Origin of the sequence: Alsobacter metallidurans (genome assembly GCF_014636935.1) — a bacterium.
GTDB classification, from domain to species: domain Bacteria; phylum Pseudomonadota; class Alphaproteobacteria; order Rhizobiales; family Beijerinckiaceae; genus Alsobacter; species Alsobacter metallidurans.
The window spans coordinates 702,883-726,920 of the sequence record NZ_BMES01000002.1; the positions used below are offsets into that span (position 1 = coordinate 702,883).

23 protein-coding genes, 1 tRNA gene and 1 riboswitch are annotated in these 24,038 nt (G+C 66.2%); of the genes, 13 read left to right on the forward strand and 11 right to left on the reverse strand.

Annotated features, from left to right (window positions below; translation table 11 throughout):
* Window positions 1-72 precede the first annotated feature (72 nt).
* Complete coding sequence (locus IEV99_RS13575; RefSeq protein ID WP_188518309.1) at window positions 73-1,266, reverse strand: pyridoxal phosphate-dependent aminotransferase; 1,194 nt, start codon at window positions 1,264-1,266, stop codon at window positions 73-75.
* A gap of 105 nt (window positions 1,267-1,371) precedes the next feature.
* On the opposite strand from IEV99_RS13575, the gene IEV99_RS13580 reads away from it, so the two are divergent.
* The 4 genes from IEV99_RS13580 (at window position 1,372) to IEV99_RS13595 (ending at window position 5,271) form a co-directional block, all read left to right on the forward strand.
* A complete protein-coding gene (locus IEV99_RS13580; protein WP_188518310.1) occupies window positions 1,372-2,799 on the forward strand; it encodes a M48 family metalloprotease in 1,428 nt (475 codons plus the stop codon).
* A gap of 44 nt (window positions 2,800-2,843) precedes the next feature.
* Entirely contained in the window at window positions 2,844-3,644 is an 801-nt protein-coding gene (locus IEV99_RS13585; protein WP_188518311.1) for a DsbA family protein, read from the forward strand.
* Between the two features lie 74 nt (window positions 3,645-3,718).
* Window positions 3,719-4,534, forward strand: coding sequence for an ABC transporter permease (locus IEV99_RS13590; protein ID WP_188518312.1), 816 nt, complete (start codon window positions 3,719-3,721; stop codon window positions 4,532-4,534).
* An 8-nt stretch (window positions 4,535-4,542) separates the two neighbouring features.
* Window positions 4,543-5,271 (forward strand): ABC transporter ATP-binding protein, encoded by a 729-nt coding sequence (locus IEV99_RS13595; protein ID WP_188518313.1) that lies wholly within the window; start codon window positions 4,543-4,545, stop codon window positions 5,269-5,271.
* A 2-nt stretch (window positions 5,272-5,273) separates the two neighbouring features.
* On the opposite strand, the gene IEV99_RS13600 is transcribed toward IEV99_RS13595, so the two are convergent.
* Together IEV99_RS13600 and IEV99_RS23755 are read right to left on the reverse strand one after the other, a co-directional pair.
* Window positions 5,274-7,526: a methyltransferase domain-containing protein gene (locus IEV99_RS13600; RefSeq protein WP_308469387.1), complete on the reverse strand. Its 2,253-nt coding sequence runs from the start codon at window positions 7,524-7,526 to the stop codon at window positions 5,274-5,276.
* A gap of 4 nt (window positions 7,527-7,530) precedes the next feature.
* Window positions 7,531-8,658, reverse strand: a complete 1,128-nt coding sequence (locus tag IEV99_RS23755; protein WP_194483073.1) for a glycosyltransferase family 2 protein — start codon at window positions 8,656-8,658, stop codon at window positions 7,531-7,533.
* 968 nt (window positions 8,659-9,626) lie between these two features.
* Here IEV99_RS23755 and accB point away from each other — a divergent pair.
* The 7 genes from accB (at window position 9,627) to IEV99_RS13635 (ending at window position 16,543) form a co-directional block, all read left to right on the forward strand.
* The gene (gene accB / locus IEV99_RS13605; RefSeq protein WP_188518315.1) at window positions 9,627-10,106 is read left to right on the forward strand and encodes an acetyl-CoA carboxylase biotin carboxyl carrier protein; all 480 of its coding nucleotides are present in this window, start codon (window positions 9,627-9,629) and stop codon (window positions 10,104-10,106) included.
* The gene (gene accC, locus IEV99_RS13610; protein ID WP_188518316.1) at window positions 10,106-11,470 is read left to right on the forward strand and encodes an acetyl-CoA carboxylase biotin carboxylase subunit; all 1,365 of its coding nucleotides are present in this window, start codon (window positions 10,106-10,108) and stop codon (window positions 11,468-11,470) included. The genes accB and accC overlap by 1 nt, the downstream gene beginning before the upstream one ends.
* 42 nt (window positions 11,471-11,512) lie before the next feature.
* Window positions 11,513-12,181, forward strand: a complete 669-nt coding sequence (aat, locus tag IEV99_RS13615; RefSeq protein WP_188518317.1) for a leucyl/phenylalanyl-tRNA--protein transferase — start codon at window positions 11,513-11,515, stop codon at window positions 12,179-12,181.
* 77 nt (window positions 12,182-12,258) lie between these two features.
* Window positions 12,259-12,334, forward strand: a tRNA-Lys gene (locus tag IEV99_RS13620).
* Between the two features lie 136 nt (window positions 12,335-12,470).
* Window positions 12,471-12,665, forward strand: a riboswitch (cobalamin riboswitch).
* A gap of 96 nt (window positions 12,666-12,761) precedes the next feature.
* Window positions 12,762-12,944 (forward strand): CbtB domain-containing protein, encoded by a 183-nt coding sequence (locus tag IEV99_RS13625; RefSeq protein ID WP_188518318.1) that lies wholly within the window; start codon window positions 12,762-12,764, stop codon window positions 12,942-12,944.
* Window positions 12,945-12,954: 10 nt separating this feature from the next.
* Window positions 12,955-13,710 (forward strand): CbtA family protein, encoded by a 756-nt coding sequence (locus IEV99_RS13630; RefSeq protein WP_188518319.1) that lies wholly within the window; start codon window positions 12,955-12,957, stop codon window positions 13,708-13,710.
* A 409-nt stretch (window positions 13,711-14,119) separates the two neighbouring features.
* Window positions 14,120-16,543 carry a penicillin-binding protein 1A gene (locus IEV99_RS13635; protein ID WP_188518320.1) on the forward strand — a complete coding sequence of 808 codons (2,424 nt, stop codon included), beginning with the start codon at window positions 14,120-14,122 and terminating at the stop codon, window positions 16,541-16,543.
* On the opposite strand, the gene IEV99_RS13640 is transcribed toward IEV99_RS13635, so the two are convergent.
* From IEV99_RS13640 to IEV99_RS13655, 4 genes are all read right to left on the reverse strand, one after another.
* Window positions 16,540-16,962 (reverse strand): response regulator, encoded by a 423-nt coding sequence (locus IEV99_RS13640; protein WP_188518321.1) that lies wholly within the window; start codon window positions 16,960-16,962, stop codon window positions 16,540-16,542. The two genes, IEV99_RS13635 and IEV99_RS13640, sit on opposite strands and share 4 nt — an antisense overlap.
* On the reverse strand, window positions 16,959-17,282 hold the full coding sequence (locus IEV99_RS13645) for a PilZ domain-containing protein (protein ID WP_188518322.1): 324 nt from the start codon (window positions 17,280-17,282) through the stop codon (window positions 16,959-16,961). Before IEV99_RS13645 ends, IEV99_RS13640 begins: the two co-directional genes overlap by 4 nt.
* Window positions 17,283-17,401: 119 nt before the next feature.
* The gene (locus IEV99_RS13650) at window positions 17,402-17,629 is read right to left on the reverse strand and encodes a hypothetical protein (RefSeq protein ID WP_188518323.1); all 228 of its coding nucleotides are present in this window, start codon (window positions 17,627-17,629) and stop codon (window positions 17,402-17,404) included.
* A gap of 230 nt (window positions 17,630-17,859) precedes the next feature.
* On the reverse strand, window positions 17,860-18,156 hold the full coding sequence (locus tag IEV99_RS13655) for a hypothetical protein (protein ID WP_188518324.1): 297 nt from the start codon (window positions 18,154-18,156) through the stop codon (window positions 17,860-17,862).
* A 139-nt stretch (window positions 18,157-18,295) separates the two neighbouring features.
* Here IEV99_RS13655 and IEV99_RS13660 point away from each other — a divergent pair, with 139 nt between their 5' ends.
* Window positions 18,296-18,790 carry a Dps family protein gene (locus tag IEV99_RS13660; protein ID WP_210318685.1) on the forward strand — a complete coding sequence of 165 codons (495 nt, stop codon included), beginning with the start codon at window positions 18,296-18,298 and terminating at the stop codon, window positions 18,788-18,790.
* A gap of 101 nt (window positions 18,791-18,891) precedes the next feature.
* Window positions 18,892-19,626, forward strand: coding sequence for a hypothetical protein (locus IEV99_RS13665; RefSeq protein ID WP_188518325.1), 735 nt, complete (start codon window positions 18,892-18,894; stop codon window positions 19,624-19,626).
* On the opposite strand, the gene IEV99_RS13670 is transcribed toward IEV99_RS13665, so the two are convergent.
* From IEV99_RS13670 to IEV99_RS13685, 4 genes are all read right to left on the reverse strand, one after another.
* Window positions 19,613-20,563 (reverse strand): PAS domain S-box protein, encoded by a 951-nt coding sequence (locus tag IEV99_RS13670; RefSeq protein WP_188518326.1) that lies wholly within the window; start codon window positions 20,561-20,563, stop codon window positions 19,613-19,615. The genes IEV99_RS13665 and IEV99_RS13670 overlap by 14 nt on opposite strands.
* A 107-nt stretch (window positions 20,564-20,670) precedes the next feature.
* Window positions 20,671-21,699, reverse strand: coding sequence for a sensor histidine kinase (locus IEV99_RS13675; protein ID WP_188518327.1), 1,029 nt, complete (start codon window positions 21,697-21,699; stop codon window positions 20,671-20,673).
* 16 nt (window positions 21,700-21,715) lie between these two features.
* Entirely contained in the window at window positions 21,716-22,147 is a 432-nt protein-coding gene (locus tag IEV99_RS13680; protein WP_188518328.1) for a response regulator, read from the reverse strand.
* On the reverse strand, window positions 22,147-24,006 hold the full coding sequence (locus IEV99_RS13685; protein WP_188518329.1) for an ATP-binding protein: 1,860 nt from the start codon (window positions 24,004-24,006) through the stop codon (window positions 22,147-22,149). Before IEV99_RS13685 ends, IEV99_RS13680 begins: the two co-directional genes overlap by 1 nt.
* Between the last annotated feature and the right edge of the window lie 32 nt (window positions 24,007-24,038).

Consider the following 24,038-nt stretch of genomic DNA (forward strand, 5'->3'; position numbering starts at 1 on the left):
GCGCCAAGCACTGGACGCAGAAAGGGCGGCTCTCGGGCCGCCCTTTTCGTTTCAACGGCGCGCGGGAGGCGCTCAGGCTTTCAGGAAGGCTCCCAACCGCCTTGCCGCTTCTATGCAGGTCTCCTCCGAGCCCGCGAACGAAAGCCGCATGTAGCGGTTTCCGCGCGCCTGGTCGAAATCCAGCCCCGGCGTCACGGCGACGCCGGTTTCGTCCAGGATCCGGCGGCAGAACGCCAATGAGTCGTTGGTGTAGCGGCCCACATCCGCATAGACGTAGAAGGCGCCGTCCACCGGCAGGAAGTCCGGCAGGCCGATGCGCGGCAGCTCTGCCAGCAAAATCTCTCGGTTGCGGGCGTAGCCGGCCTTCACGGCCTCGAGCTCCTCGGTGGCCGAGAACGCCGCCTCGGCCGCTACCTGGCTGAGAAAGGGCACGGAGATGAACAGGCTCTGCGCAAGCCGCTCGATGGGGCGCACCAGCGCCTCGGGCACGACCATCCAGCCGACGCGCCAGCCGGTCATGCAGTAGTATTTTGAGAAGCTGTTGATCACCACGGCGTCCGAATCGAACGCCAGCGCGGTGTCGGCCGGGCGCTCATAGGTGAGGCCGTGGTAGATCTCATCCGACACGAACCAGAGCCCGAGTTCGCCGCAAACCCGGCCGAGGTCGGCCAAAGCCTCCCGGCTCATCATGGTGCCCGAAGGGTTGGCCGGGCTCATCGCCAGCACGCCCGTCAGCGGCCGATCCGCATGGGCGCGGCGGATCGCCTCGCCGGTCAACGCCCAGCCTGTGGCGGCGCTCGTTTCAATCTCAACCGGCTCGACCCCGAGCGCCTTCAGCACGTTGCGATAGGCCGGGTAGCCCGGCGCGCTGATGGCGACACGGTCACCCGGGTCGAACATCGCCAAAAAGGACAGGATGAAGCCGCCCGAGGATCCCGTGGTCACCACCACGCGCTCAGCCGGGACAGCGACCCCATAAGCGTCGCCGTAGTGGCGCGCGATGCGCTCGCGCAGCGAGGGCAGGCCCAGCGCCTCCGTGTAGCCGATTCGGCCCCGCGCCAGCGCGGCGGTCGCCGCCTCCACCACCCTGCGCGGCGCCGGCGCGCCCGGCTGCCCCACCTCCATGTGCAGCACGCTATCGCCGGCGCTTTCCTTGATGTTGGCGGCCGCGAGCACGTCCATGGCCAGGAACGGCTCAACATTGCTGCGGGCCGAAGCCTGCAGGGCTGCGCGCGAGCGCGCCGGGGTCGGGAAGTTCTTCGCCATGGGGCCGCCGTGTTTGCGGGGCATAGGGGCCAGCCCCACGGCAGCCGCGCCCATTTGACCGGGAGCGGAGCTGTCCGTAAGTCTTGGCGCCGGTCCGAGAGCCCCATGCTTCGTTGTGTTCGCCGCTCCCCTAGCAGCAACCGCCCTGCCCCGCCAAGCGGCGGGTTGCGGCGTGGCGTCGTCTCGCTTGCGGTCGCGGCCGCGATGGCGTTTCAACCGATCGCCGCGTCCGCCCAGCAGGCGCGCGCCGGCGTCATCCGCGACGCCGAGGTCGAGGCCCTGCTGCGCGACTATGCGACGCCGGTGTTCGGCGCCGCCGGCATCCGCAAGGGCTCGGTGCAGATCGTCCTGATCGGCGACCGCTCGTTCAACGCCTTCGTGGCGGATGGCCGGCGCATGTTCGTGAACGTCGGCGCCATCATGGACGCCAAGACGCCCAACGAGATGATCGGCGTCATCGCGCACGAATCCGGCCACATCGCGGGCGGCCATCTCCAGCGGCTACGCGAGCAGCTCGCCAATGCGCAGATCCTCGCCATCGTGGGCATGCTGCTTGGCGTGGGTGGCGCGGCGGCCGGCATGGCCTCGCGCGATCGCGTCGGCAACGCGGGCGGCGGCGCCATGGGCATCGCGCTCGGCTCGCAGGAGCTGGTGAAGCGCAGCCTGCTGGCCTACCAGCGCTCGGAGGAGCAGGCGGCCGACCTCATGGCCCTGCGCTTCCTTCAGGCCATCAGGCAGTCGCCCAAGGGCATGCTCGACACGTTCCAGCGCTTCAACCAGGACGCGATGTTCAAGACCGCGAGCGTCGACCCCTACCTGGTCAGCCACCCGATGCCCAACGAGCGCATCGCCAACCTCGAGCGGCTCGCCGCCAAAAGCCCCTTTCTGGACGTGAAGGATCCGCCGGCCCTGCAGTTCCGCCACGACATGGCGCGCGCCAAGCTGTTTGGCTTCACCGCCAAGGCCGAGGAGGTGGGACGGCGCTACCCGCCCTCCGACATGACCCGCCCGGCCCGCTACGCCCGCGCGATCATCGCCTACCGCTACAAGCGTCTGCCCGAGGCGCTCTCCCAGGTGGACGCGCTGATCCGCGAGGACAGTGGCAACCCCTATCTGTGGGAGCTCAAGGGCCAGGTGCTGCTGGAGTTCGGACGCGCCGCGGAGGCGATCCCGCTGCTGCGCAAGGCCGTGTCGCTGGCCCCCTCGGCGGGGCCGATCCGCACACTGCTCGGCCAGGCGCTGGTGGCGACCGAATCAAAGGCCGGCGCCGCCGAGGCCGTGCGCGAGCTCTCCAACGCGGTGCAGCGCGAGCCCGAATGGGCGGAGGGCTGGCATCACCTGTCGCGCGCCTACGGCCTCAAGGGCGACGAGGGCATGGCCGCCTACGCGGCCGCGCAGGCTTATTTCTATTCCGGCGACTACAACGCCGCCGCCACGCAGGCGACGCGCGCCAAGGAAAAGCTGCCGCCGAATTCTCCAGGCTGGATCAAAGCCGACGATCTTTTGAACACGCGCCCGCCCCAAACGCCGTAATATCCGCGCACGCGCCACGCGCCGCCCATTCCCGGAGTTCGACCATGCCTCTCGCCGCCGCCCTTCCGCTTCTCCGCAAGGCCGCCATCGCGCTCGCGATTGCGGCCGCGACGGCCGCGGCGCCCCTCCCCGCGCTCGCGCAGGCAAAGCCCGCCGATCTTACGGACGCTCAGAAAAGCGCGGTGCGCGAGATGATCCGCTCCTACCTGCTGGAGAACCCCGAGGTGATTCAGGAGGCGCTGGTGGAGCTCGACCGCCGCCAGAAGGACGCCGAGAAAACCGCCACCAAGGCGGCGCTGAGCCAGGTCGCCGCCACGCTGGTGCAGTCGCCCCGCAACATCGTGCTCGGCAACCCCACCGGCGACGTCACGCTGGTGGAGTTCTTCGATTACAACTGCGGCTACTGCAAGAAGTCGCTGGCCGACATCCGCGAGCTCTCCAAGTCCGACCCGAAGCTGCGCATCGTGATCCGCGACTTCCCGGTGCTGGGCCCCGATTCGGTGGAGGCCTCCTTCGTCGCCGTGGCGGTGAAGAACCAGCTCAAGGGCGACAAGTATTTTGATTACCACCAGAAGCTGCTGGAATCGAAGGGCCGCGTCGGCAAGGAGCGCGCGCTCGCGGTCGCCAAGGAGCTCGGCGTCGATCAGGCCAGGCTCACCAAGGACCTCGAGAGCCCCGAGACGCGCGCCGCCGTGGAGGAAACCATGCGGGTCGCCGACATCCTCAAGCTCCAGGGCACGCCCGCCTTCGTGATCGGCGACGACGTATTGTTCGGCTCGCAGGGCGTCGAGCCCTTGCGCGGCGCCATCGCGTCCGTGCGCCAGTGCGGCAAGGCGACCTGCTGACGCGCGAGCGCGGCGAGCGTCCCCACTCCCACCGGATTGACGACGGACGCCATGCTTGATATGACGTCCGTCAAATGGCGTTTTATCATATCATCAGCCGACGCGAGGCCGCGCTGGCCGTCGCGGACCTGAGCACGGGCTCGCGCTCCTGGCCCATCTGGACCCATCTCGGCCTTATGGACATCCGCCAGCGCTACCGGCGCTCGCGGCTGGGGCAGTTCTGGATCACGCTCAGCATGGCGCTGTTCGTGGGCGGCATCGGGCTCGTCAACGCCAGCCTGTTCAAGGCGGCGGCGGCCGACTACATCCCCTATCTGGCCGCCTCCTTCACGGTTTGGACCCTCGTGGCCGGCCTCGCCAACGACGCCACGGGCGTGTTTACGCAGGCCGCGCCCTTTCTGCGCCAGGCCGCCATTCCCAAAACCGTGTTCGTGCTGCGCGTGATGACGCGCAATCTCGTCGCCTTCGCGCATAACCTCGCCATCGTCCCGATGGTGTTTCTTGTGTTCGGCGTCTGGCCGGGCACGACCGCGCTGCTCGCCCTGCCCGGGCTTGCGCTGCTGCTGGCGGCAGGCTTTTGCGCCGTGCATGCGGTGGGCGTGCTGGCGACGCGCTTCCGCGATCTGCCGCAGATCATGCAGAACGTGGTGCAGCTCGCCTTTTTCCTCACGCCCGTGATGTGGCGGCCCGAGCAGCTCGGCCCGCAGGCGCGGGCGCTGCTCTCGTTCAATCCCTTCGCCGTGTACCTGTCGCTGGTGGCCGACCCGCTGCTCGGGCGCGCTCCGCCGCTCGGGACGTGGCTGGCCGGCGTCGGCCTGCTGCTGCCGCTCGCGGGCGTGGCCTGGATCCTGTTCGCGCGGTTCCGGGCGCGCATCCCTTATTGGCTCTAGGAGCGGGCATGGCCTCCATTGCGCTGCGCGACGTGTGCGTCGAATTCCCGATCTACAACGCCGCCGGCCGGTCGCTGCGGCGCGGGCTGCTGCGCACCGTGGGCGGCGGGCTGGACGGCGCGGACGCCGGCGTGGTGCGCGTGCAGGCGCTGCGCAACGTCGACCTCGCGCTCGCGCCGGGCGACCGGCTGGCGCTGGTGGGCCACAACGGGGCCGGCAAGTCGACGCTGCTGCGGGTGTTGTCGGGCGCCTACGAGCCCTCCTCGGGCGAGGCGGCGATCACCGGCCGCGTCGCCTCCCTGCTCGACATCACGCTGGGCATGGACGAGGACCTCACCGGCCGCGAGAACATCGCGCTGCGCGCCGCCTTCGCGGGGCTGACGCGGCGCGAGCTGGCCGAGCGGATGGACGAGATCGCCGAATTCTGCGAGCTCGGCGCCTTCCTGGACCTGCCGATGCGCACCTACTCGTCCGGCATGGCCCTGCGGGTGGCCTTCGCGGTGTCGACCGCCCTCACCCCCGACATCCTCCTCATCGACGAACTGATCGCCGTCGGCGACGCCGGCTTCGCCGCCAAGGCCCGCGCCCGCATCGAAAGCCTCATGGACCGCACCGCCATCCTGGTTCTGGCCAGCCACAGCGCCGAGATCCTGGAAAGCTACTGCAACAAGGCCATCCGGATGGAAGGCGGAAGGGTGGTCGCGGCCGGGACGGTGCGGGAGGTGGTGGGCGGCTAGAGTTATCGCCACTTCGGGACATTCGCGAACTCAACGCGCCAAGCGCGGAGCTTTGCGAAAAGCTTATTCCCAAGCAGCAGTTTGAGCAATATCCACCGACGCCGAACGGGTGCATCCTCCGAAATCACGACGCGACCTGTGGATGTGAGAGTGGGGCGAACCCGATCCATCTCTTTGAGGTGCGCCTCAACTCTCGCGATATCAAAGCCTTTAGCAGACAGGAGCGGCTGCCAATGACGGAGCCGCAGCCCCATCGGGTTGCGATGGAGCAACTCAGCTTTCACAAATGGGAACCCGTTGTGAAGCAGGGTCTCCCATAACTCGTGAGTTGGGTTGAGCTGCATCTCCTCAATTGCAGCAGCACCAGGAAAGAGACTTTCTAATGAGTACAGTATCTTAATTCTCAGTCCCGCAATTTTTTGAAAATAGGCGAGCATCTTGAGTTCATAACTATCGATGACTGCCTGTTTATCTTCAAAGCTGCGAACCGAGCTCCAAAACTGTTTCACTGCCAATGATTGCAGCGCGTCATTCTGCAAGACAAAGAAAAAGCTTTGTGCATGGTGTACCGGCTCATTTGAATCCACCAACGCCAGATAATCGGCGCTCGACTGCCGGATTTTGTCGATCATTGCAGGAAACGTTGATCCTGGTCCGATAATGCTGTCGTTTATAAATACAATCCGACGAGCTGCCCATAAGGCAGGAACTCGCTCTAGGGCTGCGGCCCACGCTGCGAAATCATAGCCGCCATTTAGGCGCACGATTACGCCATTCGATTCTTTCACGCCGTCTAGGTCAATATTTATGTCAATATTTGGGACTACATAGCAGACTACGCAATCGAAGTCTTCACGCGAGAACGCTTCGATAAGCCCCTTTGCGGCAGGCGTGAGCTTTCCGTCCGGCGCATAGCCCACGATCAAACAAACATCCCGATCAACGAGCGATACAGGCTGCCTAACAACTTTCAGCGGCAACTGAGCAGCCGTCTTGATGGCCTGACGGCTCTCCAGATCTGCCTGAAACCGGTCGGCCAGTTTGGCGGCCATCGGCGTAAAATAGATTGCCTCTTGAGCGAAAGCGGCGCCGACGCGAACTTCGTGAGCCATGCACACTAGTGCGCTCTTCGCCAGACTAAGAACCGACTCCGACGGAGCCCGGCACTCCTCTTTGTATCGGCCAGCGAAGAGCAATCCACATCCTGCCCAAGCAGGAAAAGTCTTGCAGTCGAGCGCCTCTGGGCTGCTGCACCTTTCAGCCGTCCGTTCTGGATCATCGAAATCGATGTCGAATTTACCTTTCGCAACTTTATGGAACTGAAGGTAAGCCCGATCAGCCCAAGCAAATTGCCCCGTGTTGATCGCGTCTTTCAGAAGGCGATACAATGCGCCACTCGATACGTGAGGATCTTCGTGATCACCCAGCGTCGCAAGATAGCTGAAGTATTCTGTCCACTTCACAAAGCCGACAGAGATGCGTGGTAGCGGCTTTTTGGAGGCCCACGCAAACAGTCTTATACCGTCGTCGTGCACTTGGACGTGTTCGTAGCCACAACGCTGGAGGAGCGACTTCAGCGCGTCTGCTGATATCAGAAAGTAGTGCAGAAACGGAGATACAGCCGCAATCAAAGTTGGCGCATCAGTGCCCCTGTCAACAGCGCGCGAGCTCGGCGTCGTCAATACCAGAACGCCTGAGTCGGAAAGAGCAGCGCTTATTTCTTTGATGAAGCCAGCTGGGTCAGATACGTGCTCGAGGACCTCGCTGCTAAATACGAAATCAAAGCGTTCCCCGTGAATCGTCTTGGCTTCGCTGTAGTACTCAGAATATATTTCTGTCCCGAGCTTCTCGCGGCCGACCTGCCCGTACTCGCTTGCCTCTAATCCAACCGAACGGCCGTAGCCCATCGTGCTCCAGTAATGCGGTACAAACCCAAAACCGCAACCGACGTCGAGCAGACTGCCCTTTATATCCCCCAGAGCAAACAATGGATCAAGCATCGCCGTGATGCCAGCTCCGTTTTGGACGTAACGGTGCCAATACCCCGAAAATTCATTGTAGCTTTTGATAACGTCAGGATCAGCTACGTAGTGTGATCCGCAGCTATCGCATCGGAGCAGATTCACTGAAATTTCAGGTGCGTTGTCCAAGCATACCGAAAGCGAAAGATCGGATCCCATCACTCCACAGACGGGGCACGCAGCCGCTTTAACGACACGCGCTTCGCTCGATCCTGCAAACGCTATATTATACATCGCGCTACTTTCTTGTATCAAAGGGTGAATTAGACGCGATGGCAGCCATGTATAGCGCCAGATTTCCAACGAAATTTTGCCTAAAAACGCCGCTTTGAAAGATTTTTCTGGCGCGGTGGAACGAAGAACCAACCCAAGCCGCAGTTATTTGGCGGAGACATACACGCGAATGAGCATCTAGTTCAGCGTCTAGTGTGCGCAACGCTAGCAGATGCACTTTGAGCGTGTTCCGGTACTCGTCCCCAAACACCCGCCTTATCCGATACAGCCAAAACCCCAGGCTCCGGCTCACCCCGATCGCATTCCCCCCGTGCTGCCGGTAGCTGGCGCTGGGCTGGGGATCGACCCACATGGTTCCGCCCACCCCGGTGACCACCGCATAGGCCAGCCAGTCATGCGCCGAGACGGGGCCGGCGGCGGCCGCGCGGGCCAGGACGCGCCGGGCGGCGGCGTTCATCACCATGGTGTGGCCGGGCGCCACGTTCTGCACCAGAGCGTTGCCGAAGGCCGGGGGCCGGCGCGGCGCGTCGATGCGGCCGATCACCCGGCCGTTCTCGTCCACGGTGCGCACCGCCGAGGCGTAGAGCGCCGGCCTGTCGGGCCCCTGCGAGTCGAGCCAGGCCACCGCGCGGGCGAGCTTGTCGGCGTCCCACAGGTCGTCCTGGTCGCAAAAGGCGAAATAGTCGGCCTCAATGGCCGGGTCCTGCACCATGGCGAGGAAATTGGCCGCGAAGCCCTGGCGCGGTCCCGCGCGCCGCACGAGGCGCTCCTCTCCCCAGGCCGCCGCATAACCGTCCAGGATCACGCCGCTCGCATCCGTGGAGCCGTCGTCCGAGGCATAAAGCGTCCAGGCGCCATGCGTCTGCCGCGCGAGCGAGTCGAGCTGCGCTGGCAGGAAGCGCGCGCCGTCATAGACCCCCATCAGGATCGCCACCGTGGCCTGCCGCCCTTCCGCGCGGGAAGCCTGGCCCGAGACCGCCGCCGGACCGCAGGCTGGCGTGCGCCAGGCGCCAGGCTCCCGCGAGCCAGCCTCGCCCCCGACCCGCGACAACCCCCGCGCGCGCGCCTGCGCCCCGTTCCGCTCCGGAATCGCCGGCGATGGACCCACAAGGCTCGCGATCAGGGAACTCATGAAGCCGCCCCACCCCGACCAGGAACCGGCGCTTTGCCCGCCCGCCCGATCGGCAATTCCAAAAACCCGGGACCAATCCCGCCCCTCCGAATACAGGGGCGGCCACAGGGCTCGCAACACACTTTTAAGTTGCGTTACTGGGAACGAGCGCCGTTATTGGAGAAATAGAAGTCAAATACTGGAAATATTGCTTCGGAACCGAACAATGCGGCCTTTTCGGTTAACCTTCGCCGGAGAGTTTCCGGCCGGGGCGTCGCGCCGGCCCCTCACGGAACGCCGCGCCGGCATCGCGCGGCTTTTCAGGCGGCGTCTACCTGGCCATCAGCGCCTCGCCCAGCGCGGCCCGATGAGTGAAGCGTGGCATTCGCCGCGCCGGCCGGGACGGCGGCCCAGGCCGGGACCTCAGTCGAACCCGCCGCCCCCGCGCGCCAGCGCAACCGTCAGCACCGCCCGCGGGTAGCCCAGCCACGCCCGCAGCCCCGGCCCGCGCCGCGCCGAGCCGCGTCCGAGAGACCCGCTTCCGAGAGACCCGCTTCCAAAGCCCTCGCTCGCTATCGCCTCGCCGGCCGCCGGGGACGGTTCGCGGGAAAACGGGTCTAAGCCCCGCACCGCGACCCCGTGGCCTTCTCCGGCCGCAACAAACGCAACCTCGTTACTTGGCAATGAACTCACCCCGTCCTCCTCAAAGGAGTAAAAACGCCAGATGAAATGTTAATTCATTTTTAAGAATGTGATCGCTCAAGATTTGTACACGCCGATTCGAAGCATCCGCAACACGTCTTCTGCGTGCATAACCCAGGCCTGCTCGCCGGCGCTGCGTTGTTGATGGCGCTCGCCTGCGCACGGGCGCGCGCTTCCCCTTCCGCCCGCAAGCGGATATGAGAGCGCGTCGGAGCGCGCCCGCGCCGGACCCGCTCCCCCGCGCGCGCCCGCGCCCGCCCACCCAAACGAAGGCGACGACCAGACCCATGTCCAAGGACCAAGCCATCGACCCCAAGCTCGTGCGCGAGATCGCCACCATGCTCGCCGATACGGACCTGACCGAGATCGAGGTCGAAAAGGGCGACTTGCGCATCCGGGTCGTCCGGCAACTTCCCGCGCCCCAGGTGGTGCAATACGCCGCTCCCGCGCATGCGCCGCACGCGACCGTGGCCCCGCCGCCCGTACCCACCGCTGCGCCCGGCTCGGCGAAGGCGGAAGCCGCCGGCCCGCCCGCCGGCGCGGTGACGTCCCCGATGGTCGGCACCGCCTACCGCCGCCCCTCGCCTGACGCCAAGGCGTTCGTGGAGGTCGGCTCGGTGGTGAAGGCGGGCGAGAAGATCCTGCTTGTCGAGGCCATGAAGACCTTCAACGAGATCGTGGCGCCGCGCGCCGGCACCGTCACGGCCATCTTCATTGAGGACGGCCAGCCGGTGGAATACGGCGAGCCGCTGCTGGTCATCGAATAATGTTCGACAAGATCCTCATCGCCAACCGCGGCGAGATCGCCCTTCGCGTGCTGCGCGCCGCCAAGGAACTCGGCATCGCCACCGTGGCGGTCCACTCCACCGCCGACGCCGACGCCATGCATGTGCGCCTCGCCGACGAGAGCGTGTGCATCGGCCCGCCGGCCGCGCGCGACAGCTATCTCAACGTGCCGGCCCTTCTGGCCGCCTGCGAGATCACGGGCGCGGACGCCGTGCACCCGGGCTACGGCTTCCTGTCCGAGAACGCGCGGTTCGCCGAGATCCTGGAAAGCCACAACATCCACTTCATCGGACCCAAGGCGGAGCACATCCGCATCATGGGCGACAAGATTGAGGCCAAGCGCACCGCCAAGCGCCTCGGCATCCCGTGCGTGCCCGGCTCCGAGGGCGGCATCACGGACGACGACGAGGCTATGCGGGTCGCGGCCGACATCGGCTACCCGGTGCTCGTGAAGGCGGCGGCCGGCGGCGGCGGTCGCGGCATGAAGGTGGCGCGCACCGAGGACGACCTGGTCGACGCGCTGCAGACGGCCCGGACCGAGGCCAAGGCGGCCTTTGGCGACGACGCCGTGTATCTCGAGAAGTACCTCGAGAAGCCCCGCCACATCGAGCTGCAGGTGCTGGGCGACGGCCGCGGCGGCGCGGTTCACCTCTTCGAGCGTGATTGCTCGCTGCAACGCCGCCACCAAAAAGTCTGGGAGGAAGGCCCCTCCCCGGCGCTGAACGGCGAGATGCGCTCCAAGATCGGCGCGACGGTCGCCAAGGCCATGCAGGAGCTGCAATATCTCGGCGCCGGCACGGTCGAGTTCCTGTACGAGGACGGCGAGTTCTACTTCATCGAGATGAACACCCGCATCCAGGTGGAGCATCCCGTCACCGAGATGATCACGGGCATCGATCTGGTAAACGAGCAGATCCGGCTGGCCGCCGGCGCGGACCTCTCCTTCTCGCAGGACGACATTCAGCTCAACGGCCACGCCATTGAGTGCCGTATCAACGCCGAGCATCCGGCCACCTTCATGCCTTCGCCGGGCCGGATCGCCTATTTCCACCCGCCGGGGGGCCTTGGCGTCCGCGTTGATTCGGCCGTGTACCAGGGCTACACGATCCCGCCGAACTACGATTCGCTCGTCGGCAAGCTGATCGTGCACGGACGCAACCGCAATGAGTGCTTGATGCGCCTTCGGAGGGCCCTCGACGAGTTCGTGGTAGATGGCATCGAGACCACCCTACCGCTTTTTAGGGCGCTCGTTCGTAACCCGGACATCCAGAACGGGGACTACGATATTCACTGGCTGGAGAAGTATCTTGCAGCCGGGGGCATGAACGATCCGACCGGCGCTTGAACGCCGGCGATAACGAGAGCCCGCAGGAGCGGGCCGTAGCGGATGGCGAGACGACAAGACGCTGACACGGAGATCACACCGGAGCTTTTGCTCCGCGCGTATGCGTGCGGCATTTTTCCCATGGCGGAGAGCGCCGACGATCCGGCGTTGTACTGGGTCGAGCCGCGCGAGCGCGGCGTCATTCCGCTGGACGGCTTTCAGTTGCCGTCGCGGCTGGCCCGGACGGTGCGCTCGGACCGGTTCGAGGTCCGCGTCGACCATGATTTCGAGGGTGTGATCGCGGGCTGCGCGGCCCCGGCCCCGGATCGCCGGCAGACCTGGATCAACGCGCGCATCCGCGAGCTCTACGGCGCGCTGTTCGATCTCGGCTGGGCCCACACGGTGGAGTGCTGGCGCGAAGGGCAACTCGTCGGCGGGCTCTACGGCGTGCGGCTCGGCGGCGCCTTCTTTGGCGAGAGCATGTTTCACCGCGAGCGGGACGCATCCAAGGTTGCGCTGGTGCATTTGGTGGCTCGGCTGCGAGCCGGGCGGTTCCGGCTGCTCGACACGCAGTTCGTGACGCCGCATCTCGCCGGCTTCGGAGCCGTCGAGGTGCCCCGGCGCGACTATCGCCGGCTGCTCGACGCCGCCACTAATGTCGAGGCGGATTTTACGGCCTGGCCCAAGGCGCCCGCTCCGACGGGCCGCGACGTCCTGGCCGCCCTCGCCTGAGCGGCGCCCAAGCTCGCCGCCGCGGCGTCGCGCTCTATTGACCGGGCGATGCCATGCCGCTAGGCATCCGGGCGAGCGAGCGCGTAGCTCAGCCGGTAGAGCAACTGACTTTTAATCAGTAGGTCCTGGGTTCGAGTCCCAGCGCGCTCACCACCCTCCAGGCGCTAACCGGCAAGCGCTTGAGCCTGCGGCCAGAGCGAAAGTCGCCCGGCTTTTCTCGCTTGGCGGTATTTTCACCGAGCTAGCCCGCATCTCACGTTCAATTCGATGGACGCCGCGCAGACCTCCGCTATGCTGCGGGTGCGACGGCGCCCTTCGGGGCTTGAAAGGGAACGCAGTGAGGGCGCAAGCCCAAGGCTGCGACTGCCCCCGCAACTGTGAGCGGCGAGCGAAGGCGAGTTCACCACTGGTCCATCAGGGCTGGGAAGGTTCGCCCGAACGACGACCCGCAAGTCAGGAGACCTGCCGTCGCGACAAACCAAGGGCGGGGCGCCCGGGATGGTTCGCGACAGGCCGCATCCGTGAGGGACGCGGCGCTCCCGTTCCGCCATGCGCCGCGCCGGCAGCTCGGGGTGAGATCATGTTGCAGCAGTCTTCCGTCGCGTCACACGTCCCGGCCATCAAGGCCAGCGCCGTTTTGCAAGCCGCCTTCGCGGTTCTGCTCGGCGTCATGCTGGTCGGCTTCACAGGCTTCGCCCATGTGGAGGCCGTGCACAACGCCGCGCACGACACGCGCCACGCCAGCGGCTTCCCCTGCCACTGACGGCCTGACGATGTCGGTATTTCGTTCGATCGTCTTCACGGCCGCGGCTGCCGGCCTTTTGGTTGGCCTCACCGTCACGGGCTTGCAGCAGGTTCGCGCCGTGCCGCTGATCCTCAAGGCCGAGGTTTATGAGCAGAAGGCCGAAGCCGCGCCAGCGGCCCCCGCCGCTCTGGCTCCGCATGCGCATGAGCCGGGCGTCGCGCCGCATTCGCACGCCGAGAGCGCCGCGCCGCACGAGCACGGAGCCGCGTGGCAGCCGGCGGAAGGCTTCCAGCGCAACGCCTTCACGGCGCTGTTCAACGTCGTCACCTGGATCGGCTTCGGCCTCGGCCTCGCCGGCCTCATGGTGATCGCCCGCCGCCCGGCGACCTGGCGCGAAGGCCTGATCTGGGGATTGGGCGGTTTTGCCGCCCTGACGCTGGCGCCCAGCATCGGGCTCCCGCCGGAACTGCCTGGGATGCCTGCGGCCGACGTGGTGGCGCGTCAGTTCTGGTGGGTAGGGGCCGCGCTGTCCACCGCTATGGGGCTCGGCTTGATCGCTCTCACCCGCGCGCCGCTGCCCTGCATCGCGGGCGCCCTGCTGCTGGTGGCGCCGCACCTCGTGGGAGCGCCGCAGCCGCCCACCGCCGAAAGCGCCGTACCGGACGCTATGGCGCGAGATTTCGTGACGGCCGTGATGGTCAGCGCCTTTGTGTCATGGGCGCTGCTCGGCGCCCTTACGGGCTTCTTCCTCAACCGCTTCCGCGGGAGTGAGAGCGAGGCCTGAGATCGCGCCGCGAAGGTCGCGGCTCGTGATGTGAAAGCGCGCGCCGGGCCCCAGCCCGGCGCGTTGCATTTTGAGCCGGGCCGCGAGGCCGAGCGCAGCCTGGTTGCGGGCCGCGAAAGCGAGGCATGCGGCAGGCGTCGGCTCCTGCCGCAACAGCGCCCGGAACGCGCGCCGGTGCATCACGCATCGCCCATCGCCGCCCGGCGGCGAGAAGGCCAGGCAGTCGTTGGCGCTGTCCCATTCCATGCTCATTTGTAGCGGCTTTCCGAGCCGCCGCGCAAAGGCGTTCGAGAACGTGGCAAACGTGGCGGAAGCGTTGCTGCATATCGCTTTTCCGGGCCGCTCCTCCCCGCTTTGACCACATTCGCGGCGCATGCCGTCGCGCGCTGGAAAAGGTGGGTTTGCGTCGATGCGGTTCTTTTTGCGCGGGATCGGGTTTGTGTTCACGGCCGGCGCGATCCTGTTCGTGCTTGCGGCCATCGCGGTGGGCGGCCTTCTCTGGAAGGTGTCGCGCGACCTCCCGGACTACACGCAGCTGGCCGACTACCAGCCCGCCGTGATGACCCGCGTGCACGCCGCAGACGGCAGCCTGCTGGCCGAATACGCCCGCGAACGGCGCATGTTCATCCCCATCCAGTCGGTCCCCAAGCTCGTGATCGCGGCCTTCGTGTCGGCCGAGGACAAGAACTTCTACAAGCACCAGGGCGTCGACCCGGAAGGCATCGCCCGCGCGGCGTTGTACTACTTCAAGCGTGACCAGGGCCGTCGCCCCCAAGGCGCCTCCACGATCACGCAGCAGGTGGCCAAGAACTTCCTGCTTACCAGCGAGCAGACCTTCGATCGCAAGATCAAGGAAGTGCTGCTGGCGCTGAAGATGGAGAACACCTACACCAAGGATAAAATCCTTGAGCTCTATCTCAACGAAATCTATCTCGGCCTGGGCAATTACGGCGTCGCGGCCGCCTCGCTGAACTATTACGGCAAGTCCGTCCACGAACTGACCCTGGCCGAGGTCGCCTATCTGGCGGCCCTGCCGAAGGGCCCGAACAACTACAATCCCTTCCGCTATCGCGAAGCCGCCACCGAGCGGCGCAACTACGTGATCGATCGGATGGTCGAGAATGGCTATGTGAGCAAGCAGGATGGCGACAAGGCCAAGGCCGAGCCGCTCGACGTGAACCCGCGGTCACTGTCGCCCAACACATACGCGGCGGGCTTCTTCGCCGAGGACGTGCGCCGCGAGATCGCTGACCGGTTCGGCGAGAAGGCCCTGTACGAGGGCGGCATGTCCGTGCGCACGACCCTGGATCCGAAGATTCAGGTGATGGCCCGCAAGGCGCTCGCCGATGGTCTGGTGCGATACGACGAGGCGCATGGCTGGCGCGGCGCGATGCAGAAGATCGACATCGCCGGCAAGGAATGGGGCGCGGCCCTGGCGGAAGTCCCCGCGCTTGGCGACGTGCAGCCGTGGCGGTTGGCGGTGGTGACGGACGTCACGGCCGATGGCGCCCGCATCGGCCTCCAGCCTGCGCGCGAGCCTTCGGGCGCGATCGCCAAGGCGCGCGAAACCGGGCTGATCACGCCGGACGGGCTGAAATGGACCCGCAAGGCGGCCCGGCAGGCTCTCGCGGCCGGCGACGTCGTTTATGTTGAACCCGTGGACGGCAAGCCCGGCCAGTTCCGCCTGCGCCAACTGCCGGAAATCTCCGGCGGGTTGGTCGCCATGGATCCCTATACGGGTCGCGTGCTCGCGATGGTGGGCGGGTTCTCGTTCGACCAGTCGAAGTTCAACCGCGCCTCGCAGGCGCAGCGTCAGCCCGGCTCCTCGTTCAAGCCGATCGTCTATGCGGCGGCGCTGGACAACGGCTATACGCCCTCCAGCATCATTCTGGACGCGCCGATCAGCATCGACCAGGGCCCCGGGCAGGAGCCCTGGCGGCCGGAAAACGCCGAGGAAGGTTTTGCGGGTCCGCGCACGCTGCGCTTCGGCGTCGAGCATTCGCAGAACATGATGACGGTGCGCCTCGCGCAGGATATCGGCATGCCGCTGGTGGTGGAATACGCCAAGCGCTTTGGCGTCTACGACAACCTGCAGCCGCTGCTGGCCATGTCGCTCGGCTCCGGCGAAACCACCGTCATGCGGATGACGGCGGCGTACTCGATCTTCGCCAATGGCGGCAAGCGCGTGAAGCCTACCCTGATCGACCGCGTCCAGGATCGCTGGGGTCGCAACGTCTACGCGCATGACGAGCGCAAATGTGTCGGCTGCGACGCCCAGAGCTTCAGCGGCCAGAACGAGCCCAAGATCGTGGATGAGCGCCAGCAGGCGCTGGACCCGCTGACCGCCTACCAGGTCACCTCCATTCTGGAGGGGGTCGTCCAGCGTGGCACCGGAACCAGCGTCAAGGAAGTCGGCAAACCCCTGGCGGGCAAAACCGGCACCACAAACGACGCCAAGGACCTGTGGTTCGTCGGCTTTTCGCCCGATCTCGCGGCCGGGGTTTATATCGGCTACGACCAGCCACGCTCGCTCGGCAACTCGGCTTATGCGGCGCAGTACGCCGCCCCGATCTTCCGCGATTTCATGAAGATGGCGCTGGCCGACAAGCCGCCGACGCCATTCCGCGTGCCGCCCGGCATCAAGCTGGTGCGCGTGGATCCGCAAACAGGCGCGCGGGCCACCGGCGGCGACCGGAGCATCCTGGAAGCCTTCAAGCCCGGCACGGCTCCACCCGACGCGGGCGGCTATGGCGGCTTTGGTGACGGCTCGCCCATGGCGGCGGCGCCGGGCGACGGGCAGCAGGTCGGCGCCGGAACGGGCGGCCTGTACTAGACGGCGTGCCGCTGGCGATTGGTGTCGCCGAAGCCGAGCGCGTGCATGCGCTTCCACAGGTCGCTTGGCGAGAACGGCTTCTTCAGAAAGCAGGTCACGCCCAGCTTGCCGGCGCGCTCGATCAGCGCCTTGGTGGGCGCGCCCGAGAACAGGATGACGGGCAGGTCTGTCCGGGCGGAGATCTGCGGGTCGCGGATGATCTCGAGCAACTGTCCGCCGTTGAGGCTGGGCAGGTGCCAGTCCAGCAGCAGCAGCTCCGGCGAGAAGGTCTGAAGGGCGTCCAGAGCGCCTTCCCCGTCGCCGACCTCGGTAACGTTGCGCAGGCCGACCTGGCGCAGCATGCGGCGCACCATGGAGCGTACGAAGAGGCTGTCCTCGACCAGCAGAACGGGGATGTCAGGAAACAGAAGCTGGCTCATTGCGCGCCCTGCCCCGTCCGCAGTTGCACGAGCCGAGCTTCAAGCGCCGCCGGGTTGAGAAGCGCGTTGCGTCCGCCAGAGAACTCGATGCCGATGTGAAGGCCGGTCGACCAGCGGAGTTTGCACAGCCGCGGCGTCACCTCGCCGGCGATCATGATGCGAAATTGCGCCGGCCAGGCGCCCGGCGACATCCGGAACTGGAGCTTGGCGCCCTCGTCGGAAAGGTCGTTGACGAGGCACTCGACCGTTCCGGCCGGCAGCAGCACCTTTGCGGGCAGCAAGGCGCGCCGCCGAACAGACTTGCGCCGCTGGGAGGACATGGGTGGGCTCCATACGATCAACGTGCATGATCGACAAAGCACAACCTATACGGGCTTCACTTGGGGACGGCTTTCCGGGATCGGTCGAATTGTAGCGATCCGGCAGTTTCAAACGCCGCCTACTGGAGCACAGGCCGGGAGGCCACCGCGGCTCGCAATGCGGTCGGATCGAGATCGGATCGCAGCCTGCGGGCGGCCGAATGGGCGTGGAACACGGCCCGGCCCATCTCGGCGCGGTCTCGCACCGCGAAGGTTTCGGCGTAGACCCGCTGTCCCTCATGCAGAATGGCGACTTCGACCATGCTCGACTCGGCGGACGACTCGGTTTCGGCGACGCTGGGGAGCATGATGCAAAGTCTCCGCGCGGCAGGATCGATAGGTCAGCGTGAGCCGGAATGGTTCACGATCAATGAACGTTTAAAGCTCGTGCCGGTTGCGCCGGCGCTCCGACGTCGTTTGAGGATTTGGAAATGCGCGGGGGAGGAGTGAAAAGTTGCAGCCACGCAACACTCGCCTTTAGCGATGCTGCCGATTCGAAAACTCGGCGCAAACCCCTTGCTTTTTCGCACTGCACAATTTAGGTAAGTAATCGTGACGCTTCGGCGTCATAGCCCTCCTTGGGCGTTTCCTCCCTAGACTTGGGGCCGCTGCGTTCGCGCGAGCGGCCCTCTTTCTTTTCAGCGTGCCGCCTCCGGAACGATCCCCCAAGCGGATCGTTAACGCGCAGATCACGGTGGCGCTTGCGCTCCGTCCGATCAGCAACGCCGGAGAGATGCGCCATGGCTGCAGCCGCCAAATCGAAGTCGCCCAAATCCAGCTCCCCCAAGGTCAGCACCCCTAAATCGGGCTTGCCGAAGCCGAGCGCGACCGCCAAGCCCTCAGGCAAGGCGCAGCCGATGGACGACGCCGGAGAGGTGGTTGGAATGGAGTCCTCCGCCCCAGCCTCTCCGGCCCGCGCGGCGGCGCGTGGCGCCTCTTCGCCGGCCAAGACCTCCGGCCGCCTGGGCGCCGCCATGCTGCAGACGCCGACCGATCTCGAGCCCGAAGCCGTCGAGAAGGTCGCCAGTGCGATCAACGGTCTCTTGGCCGACGCGTTCTCGCTCTACATGAAGACCAAGAACTTCCACTGGCACGTCAGCGGCCCCCATTTCCGCGACTATCATCTCATGCTGGACGAGCACGCCGACCAGATCTTCGCCTCCACGGATCCGCTCGCCGAACGCGTGCGCAAGATCGGCGGCAAGACGCTGCGCTCCATCGGCGAGATCATGAAACTCAGGCGCATCCAGGACAACGACGCCGACTTCGTGTCCGCCGCCGACATGCTGGGCGAACTGCTGGCCGACAACAAGGCCATGGCGGCCGCCATGCGCGACGCCCATGACGTCTGCGACGACGCCGAGGACGTCGCCACCGCCAGCCTTCTGGAAGATCTCATCGATCAAACCGAACGGCGCACCTGGTTCCTGTTCGAGGCCAGCCGCGCCGCCGACCAGAGCGGCCACTAGGGCGCGCGGCGCGGGCGACGCAGCCTCGCCGCGACGATCACCCTTCGGCAAGCATTGCGCGTCACTCTCGCCGCCGGCATCCTCCGGCGGCGAACTGATTCATGGCCTCCACCTTCCGAGACGAACGCAACGCCAAGTCGCGCGCGCGACTGGCCAAGAGCCTGCCGGCCCTGTTCCCGGCCGAGGTGCTCGCGCATGCCTATGCGCGGCCCTTCATCCCCCCCACGCCGCGGCTGGCGATCGAATCCTACTGGCGCAACCACCCCGTCCGGGCGGACCGGCTCGCCCGCGCAATGGCCGCCCAAACGGGACAACCCGACGGCTGGGAGTGGCGGATCGGCGCAATCGAGGAGGGCGTGGCGACGACCTTCCGGGCTCCCCCCGCCCCTTTCCGCGAGGCGCGCTACGCCAAGGGGCCCGGCTGCTGCCGCGTCTGCGGCGCGCCCGTGTTTCGCCTCGGCTGGCACAAGGATCTCTGGGGCGACGGCAAGCTGAACACGCGGGCGGAATGGCACTCTGCATGCGTCACCGCATGGCGGCTTTGGACGGCGCCGAGCGACTTCGTCACCCCGCTCGCAAAGCTTCAAAACCGGCGCTGCGCCACCAGCGGCAAGCGGCTGCTGAAAACCGCCGAGGTCGACCATAAGACGCCGCTGTTTCGCGTCTGGCGAGACCGGCGCGCCCTTCCCTGGCCCGAACTGCTGACGCATTGGGGCGCGCCCAACCTGCAGGTGATCAATCGCGCCGCCCATGTCGACAAATGCGGCGCGGAGGCTTCCGAGCGCAGCGTGTTCGGGCGCGGCCTGGCGGAGAACCCGGAGTTCAGCGCTTCCTGAACGCGATGGAGTTCCCCTGCGGTTCCGCCTCCATGTCGAAGCCCGCGCTCCGGGCGTATTGCCTCACCAGCAGCAACGCAATTTTCTCGTCCAGCAGGTCTGCCCGCGGCGGCAGCGCCTCGATCGTCACGGTGTCGTCGGCCGCAAACCCAATCACCAGCTTCGCCCCGAGGCGGCCGTTGGAGAGGATCGCGATGGCCTCGGCGAGGCCAAGCATGAAGCTGGACGCCTGGTCCGTCGGAATCACGCCTTCGCTCGCGGCGGCCTCGACCTTGACGGACAGGCTGGGGTTCACCGCGTTGGCGTCCTCGACCGCGCTCGCCACCACCTGGCGGATCGGGATGGCGCCGAGCGGGTCCAGCGCCTGCAGGCTCTTTTGCGCGAGCGCCATGGCGCTCACGCGCCGATCGAGAACGCCCAGCAGCGCCTGCCCGCCCGGGTCCGCACCGCGCGTGCTGAGGCGCACGAGGGCCAGCACGGACTGCAGGTTGTTGCGTACCCGATGATAGAGCTCCCGCAACAGGACGTCGCGCTCAGCCAGCGCCTCGACGAGCTGTTGTTCCGTCTCGCGATGCGACGTCACGTCGACGCAAGAGCCGAAATAGCCGGCGAATTGACCATCCCGGTAATAGGGACGGCCGTTGTCCAGCACGAACCGGTAAGCCCCGTCCGCGCGGCGAAGCCGGTACTCCATCGTGAACGGCTCACGCTTGCGGAAGGACGAATGGTAGACCTCGAGACACTTCTCGAGATCTTCGGCATGCACGCCGTCCTGCCAGCCGACGCCGACTTCCTGTTCCAGGGTGCGGCCCGTGAAAGTGAGCCAGGGTTCGTTGAACCAATCGCAGGCCATCTCGAGATCGGATCGCCAGAACATAACCGGAGCCTGATCGGCCAGCACGCGAAACTCCGATTCGCTGAGAGGCATGTTCAACATGGCGTACGCGTCCGGGCCCGGTTGGAAGGGGCGTCTTGGTGGTCCAGGCTCTGCCCCGGGGCAACGCGCGGGAGAGCCTCTGTGGCTGGTTGTGCCATCACCGGCGGTCACATTTCAAAGGACAAAACCGCGCGGGTCCCGGCGGGGCGCTCCTCGTAGATCAGTTTCGCCTGCAGGCTGGCCGCCATGGCCTTGATGATGCGCATGCCGAGCCCGCTGCCCTGGATTGGGCCGTCGCCCGTCCAGCCGGCGCCGTCGTCCTCCACGGCCAGCGACACGGTGTTGTCCCCGTCCCAAAGCCTGATCCGGATTTCGCCGGAAGCGCCAGCCGGATAGGCGTATTTGAAAGCGTTGGTGACGAGTTCGCTGACGATCACGCCCACCGCCACGGCCTTGTCGGTGGCGATGCGCAATGGCGCAGCCTCCAGCGTCAGCTTGTGCTCGCGCGCCGCCATGCGCATGGCCGCCGAAAGCTCCTCGCTCAGCCCCTCGAGATAGCCAGACATATCCACGAAGCGGACGTCATTGGAGGTGTAGAGCCGGCGGTGAACCTGCGCGATGGCGTGGATTCGACCATGCGCCTCGGCCAGGGCCTCGCGCGCCGGCCCCTCGGGCACGGTCTTCTGCTGCATCGTAACCAGGGAGGCCACCAGCTGGAGGCTGTTGGCGACCCGGTGGTTGACCTCGCGCAACAAGATCTCGGCGCGCTCACGCGCTTCGCGCATCTCCGTCTCGGCGGCCTCCTTGGCGCGCCGCAGCGCCACCTGCACGAGCGCCTGGTCGATGGCCTGCCGGAACAGGTCGATAAAGGCGTTGCCGACGTCCTTGATCACGTAGTCGGCCGCGCCCGCCTTCAGCGCCGCGATAGCGACCCGGCCCTCGTCCGTGCCGGTCACGTAGATCACGGGCGGCGCATCGGCGATCGTGCGTTGGATCTCATCGAGAATGTCGAGGCCGTCGCGGCCGGGCATGAAGTGGTCGAGACCGACGATGTCAAACCGGTGCGCCCGCAACTCGGCCAACCCCTCGTCGCCCGTCGGTACGTGCGTCACTACGCAATCGTGCCGCGCGAGGGTTCGGCTCACCAGCCTGCCCAGGCCCGCATCATCATCGATGTAAAGAACGTTGATCGGCACGCGCCAGGCCCGCTGTTCAAACCGCTTCCGGAACCTGCATCACCGACAAGAACAACCCAAGTTGCCGGATCGCCTGCGCGAAGGTCTCATACTCCACCGGTTTGGTGATGTAGACATTGCAGCCGAGATCGTAGCAGCGTTGAATTTCCCGCTGGTCGTCCGTGGTAGTCAGCACCACGACGGGGGCGCGCCGGAGCGTCTCGTCGCTTTTTAGCAGCCCCAGAATATGGGTTCCGCTCATATCCGGGAGATTGAGGTCGAGCAGCACGAGAAACGGGCCCGCGTCACGCACCTGCGGGTCGAACAAATGCTCCACCGCCGCCGTGCCGCTGACGAAATGCCGGATCTCGTTGCAGACGCCCGCACGCCGGATGTTCTTCTCGATCAGGCGCGCATGGCCCTCATCGTCCTCGACCATGATAATCGTGACTGGCTTGTGGCTCGGCATCAGGCGGCGTCCGTCGTCAATTCGAGAACCATGGGCAACTCCACTGTAAACGTCGTGCCGACCCCAAGCTCCGAGGCGACCGTGATGGTACCGCCGAGGCGGCGCACCAGCGCGCGCACGTGCGCAAGGCCGATGCCTTCCCCGGGCCGGTCCTGCGCGCCGGACCGGCGAAACAGGTCGAAGATCCTGTCGAAGTCGCGCGCGTCAATGCCGCGCCCATTGTCTCCGACTGCAAAGCGCGCCGTGCGCCCGTCCTGCGCCCCCGCGATCGCGATGCGCCCCGGCCGGGCCGGGTCGAGATATTTCACCGCGTTCTCCGCCAGGTTGGCGAAGATCTGCTCGACCGCCAGCCTGTCGCTCACGATGTCGGGCATGTCGCCGATCGTGAAGCTCACGTCTTCCGATTGGTGAGCCAGCGTTCCGAGCACGTCCTGGATCACGGACCGCATGGCGAGCGGCTCGGGCGCCAGCACGCGCCGACCTTCTCTGGACAACCGCAAGATGGCCTTGATGAGGCGATCCATCTTGTCGGTTGAACTTCTGATGAAGCCGATCGCCTCGGGAAGATCCTCGTCGACGCCGTCCCGCACAGTGTCGGGTACGCGTTGCTCGTCCAGCGTGCCGATGAAACGGCTCAGCTCGGCGCGCAAGCTCTCGAGTTCGCTCGTGAAGCCCATGATGTTCACCAGCGGCGCCCGCAGGTCGTGGCTTACGATATAAGCGAAGCGCTGGATTTCTTCGTTCGCCGCGCGGATGTCCGACATCCGCGCCGCCACGATGCTTTCCAGGTTCTGGTTGATTTTCTGGAGTTCGTCTCGCGCTTCCTGCAGCTCGACGGTGCGGTCGAGCACGCGCTGCTCCAGCGTCTCGTTGAGCCGCCGGACGCGGGCTTCGCTGTCGCGCACCGCTTCTTCGGCGCGCTTCTGATCGGTGATATCGTTGCCTTGGACGAAGATGCCCGTCACCGCGCCCGCATCGTCGAAAATCGGCTGATAAACAAAGTCGAGATAGCGCAGCTCGAGCGATGCGCCGGGCTCCTGCTGGAGATAGGCCTTGATGCCGCGCCCGACGAAGGGCTCGCCCTTGCCGTAGACGTCGTCGAGGATCTCGAAGAAGCCCTGCCCGACGATCTCGGGCAGTGCGTCCCGCAGCGCCTTCCCGACAACGTCGCGATGGCCGATCACCTTGGAATAGGCCGCGTTTGCGATCTCGAACACGTGGTTCGGCCCGCGCAGCACGGCCATGAAGCCGGGCGCCTGCTCGAAAAGGCTGCGCAGATGATTGCGCTCGGCCTCCAGAGAGACATTGGCCGCCTGCACGGCTTGGGCGCGTTGCAGCACCTCCCCTTCCACCTTGTCGTCGCGCGACGCGGAGGACCACGGGAAGCGGCGGCTCGCTTGCCGCAACTGCTGAAGCTCCGTCACATCGACGGTGTGTTGGAGAATGAAGGCGAGTTCGCCAGCGGCATTGAACAGCGGCGTATGCGTCGCGCTCCAGAAACGCTCGGCGAAGACGCCGTCCGGCCCCGGGATGTCGTATTTGATCACCGCGATATGGTCGACCGCGCGGGTCCGAAGCACCCGTTCGAGGGAGTCGCGCAGCATGCGGGTGCTCGATCCGTCGGCGTCGGCGGGCCCCGCCGGAAATGCCTCGAAGATGTTGCGGCCGAGGATATCCTCACGGGCGCGCATGGTGACGCGCAGGTAGGCGGCGTTCATGCCGGCGATGCGGAACGCCGGATCAAGAATGACATAGGGGTTCGGGACCGAATCGAAGAGTGCGCCGTAATCGACGCCAGCGAGCACGGGCCCGCCATGCTCTGACGCGGACAACTCCTGTCCGCCGGTCGTCACCGTCATTGCCCCCGATTCCCCCTCGGCTCCGCCCAGAT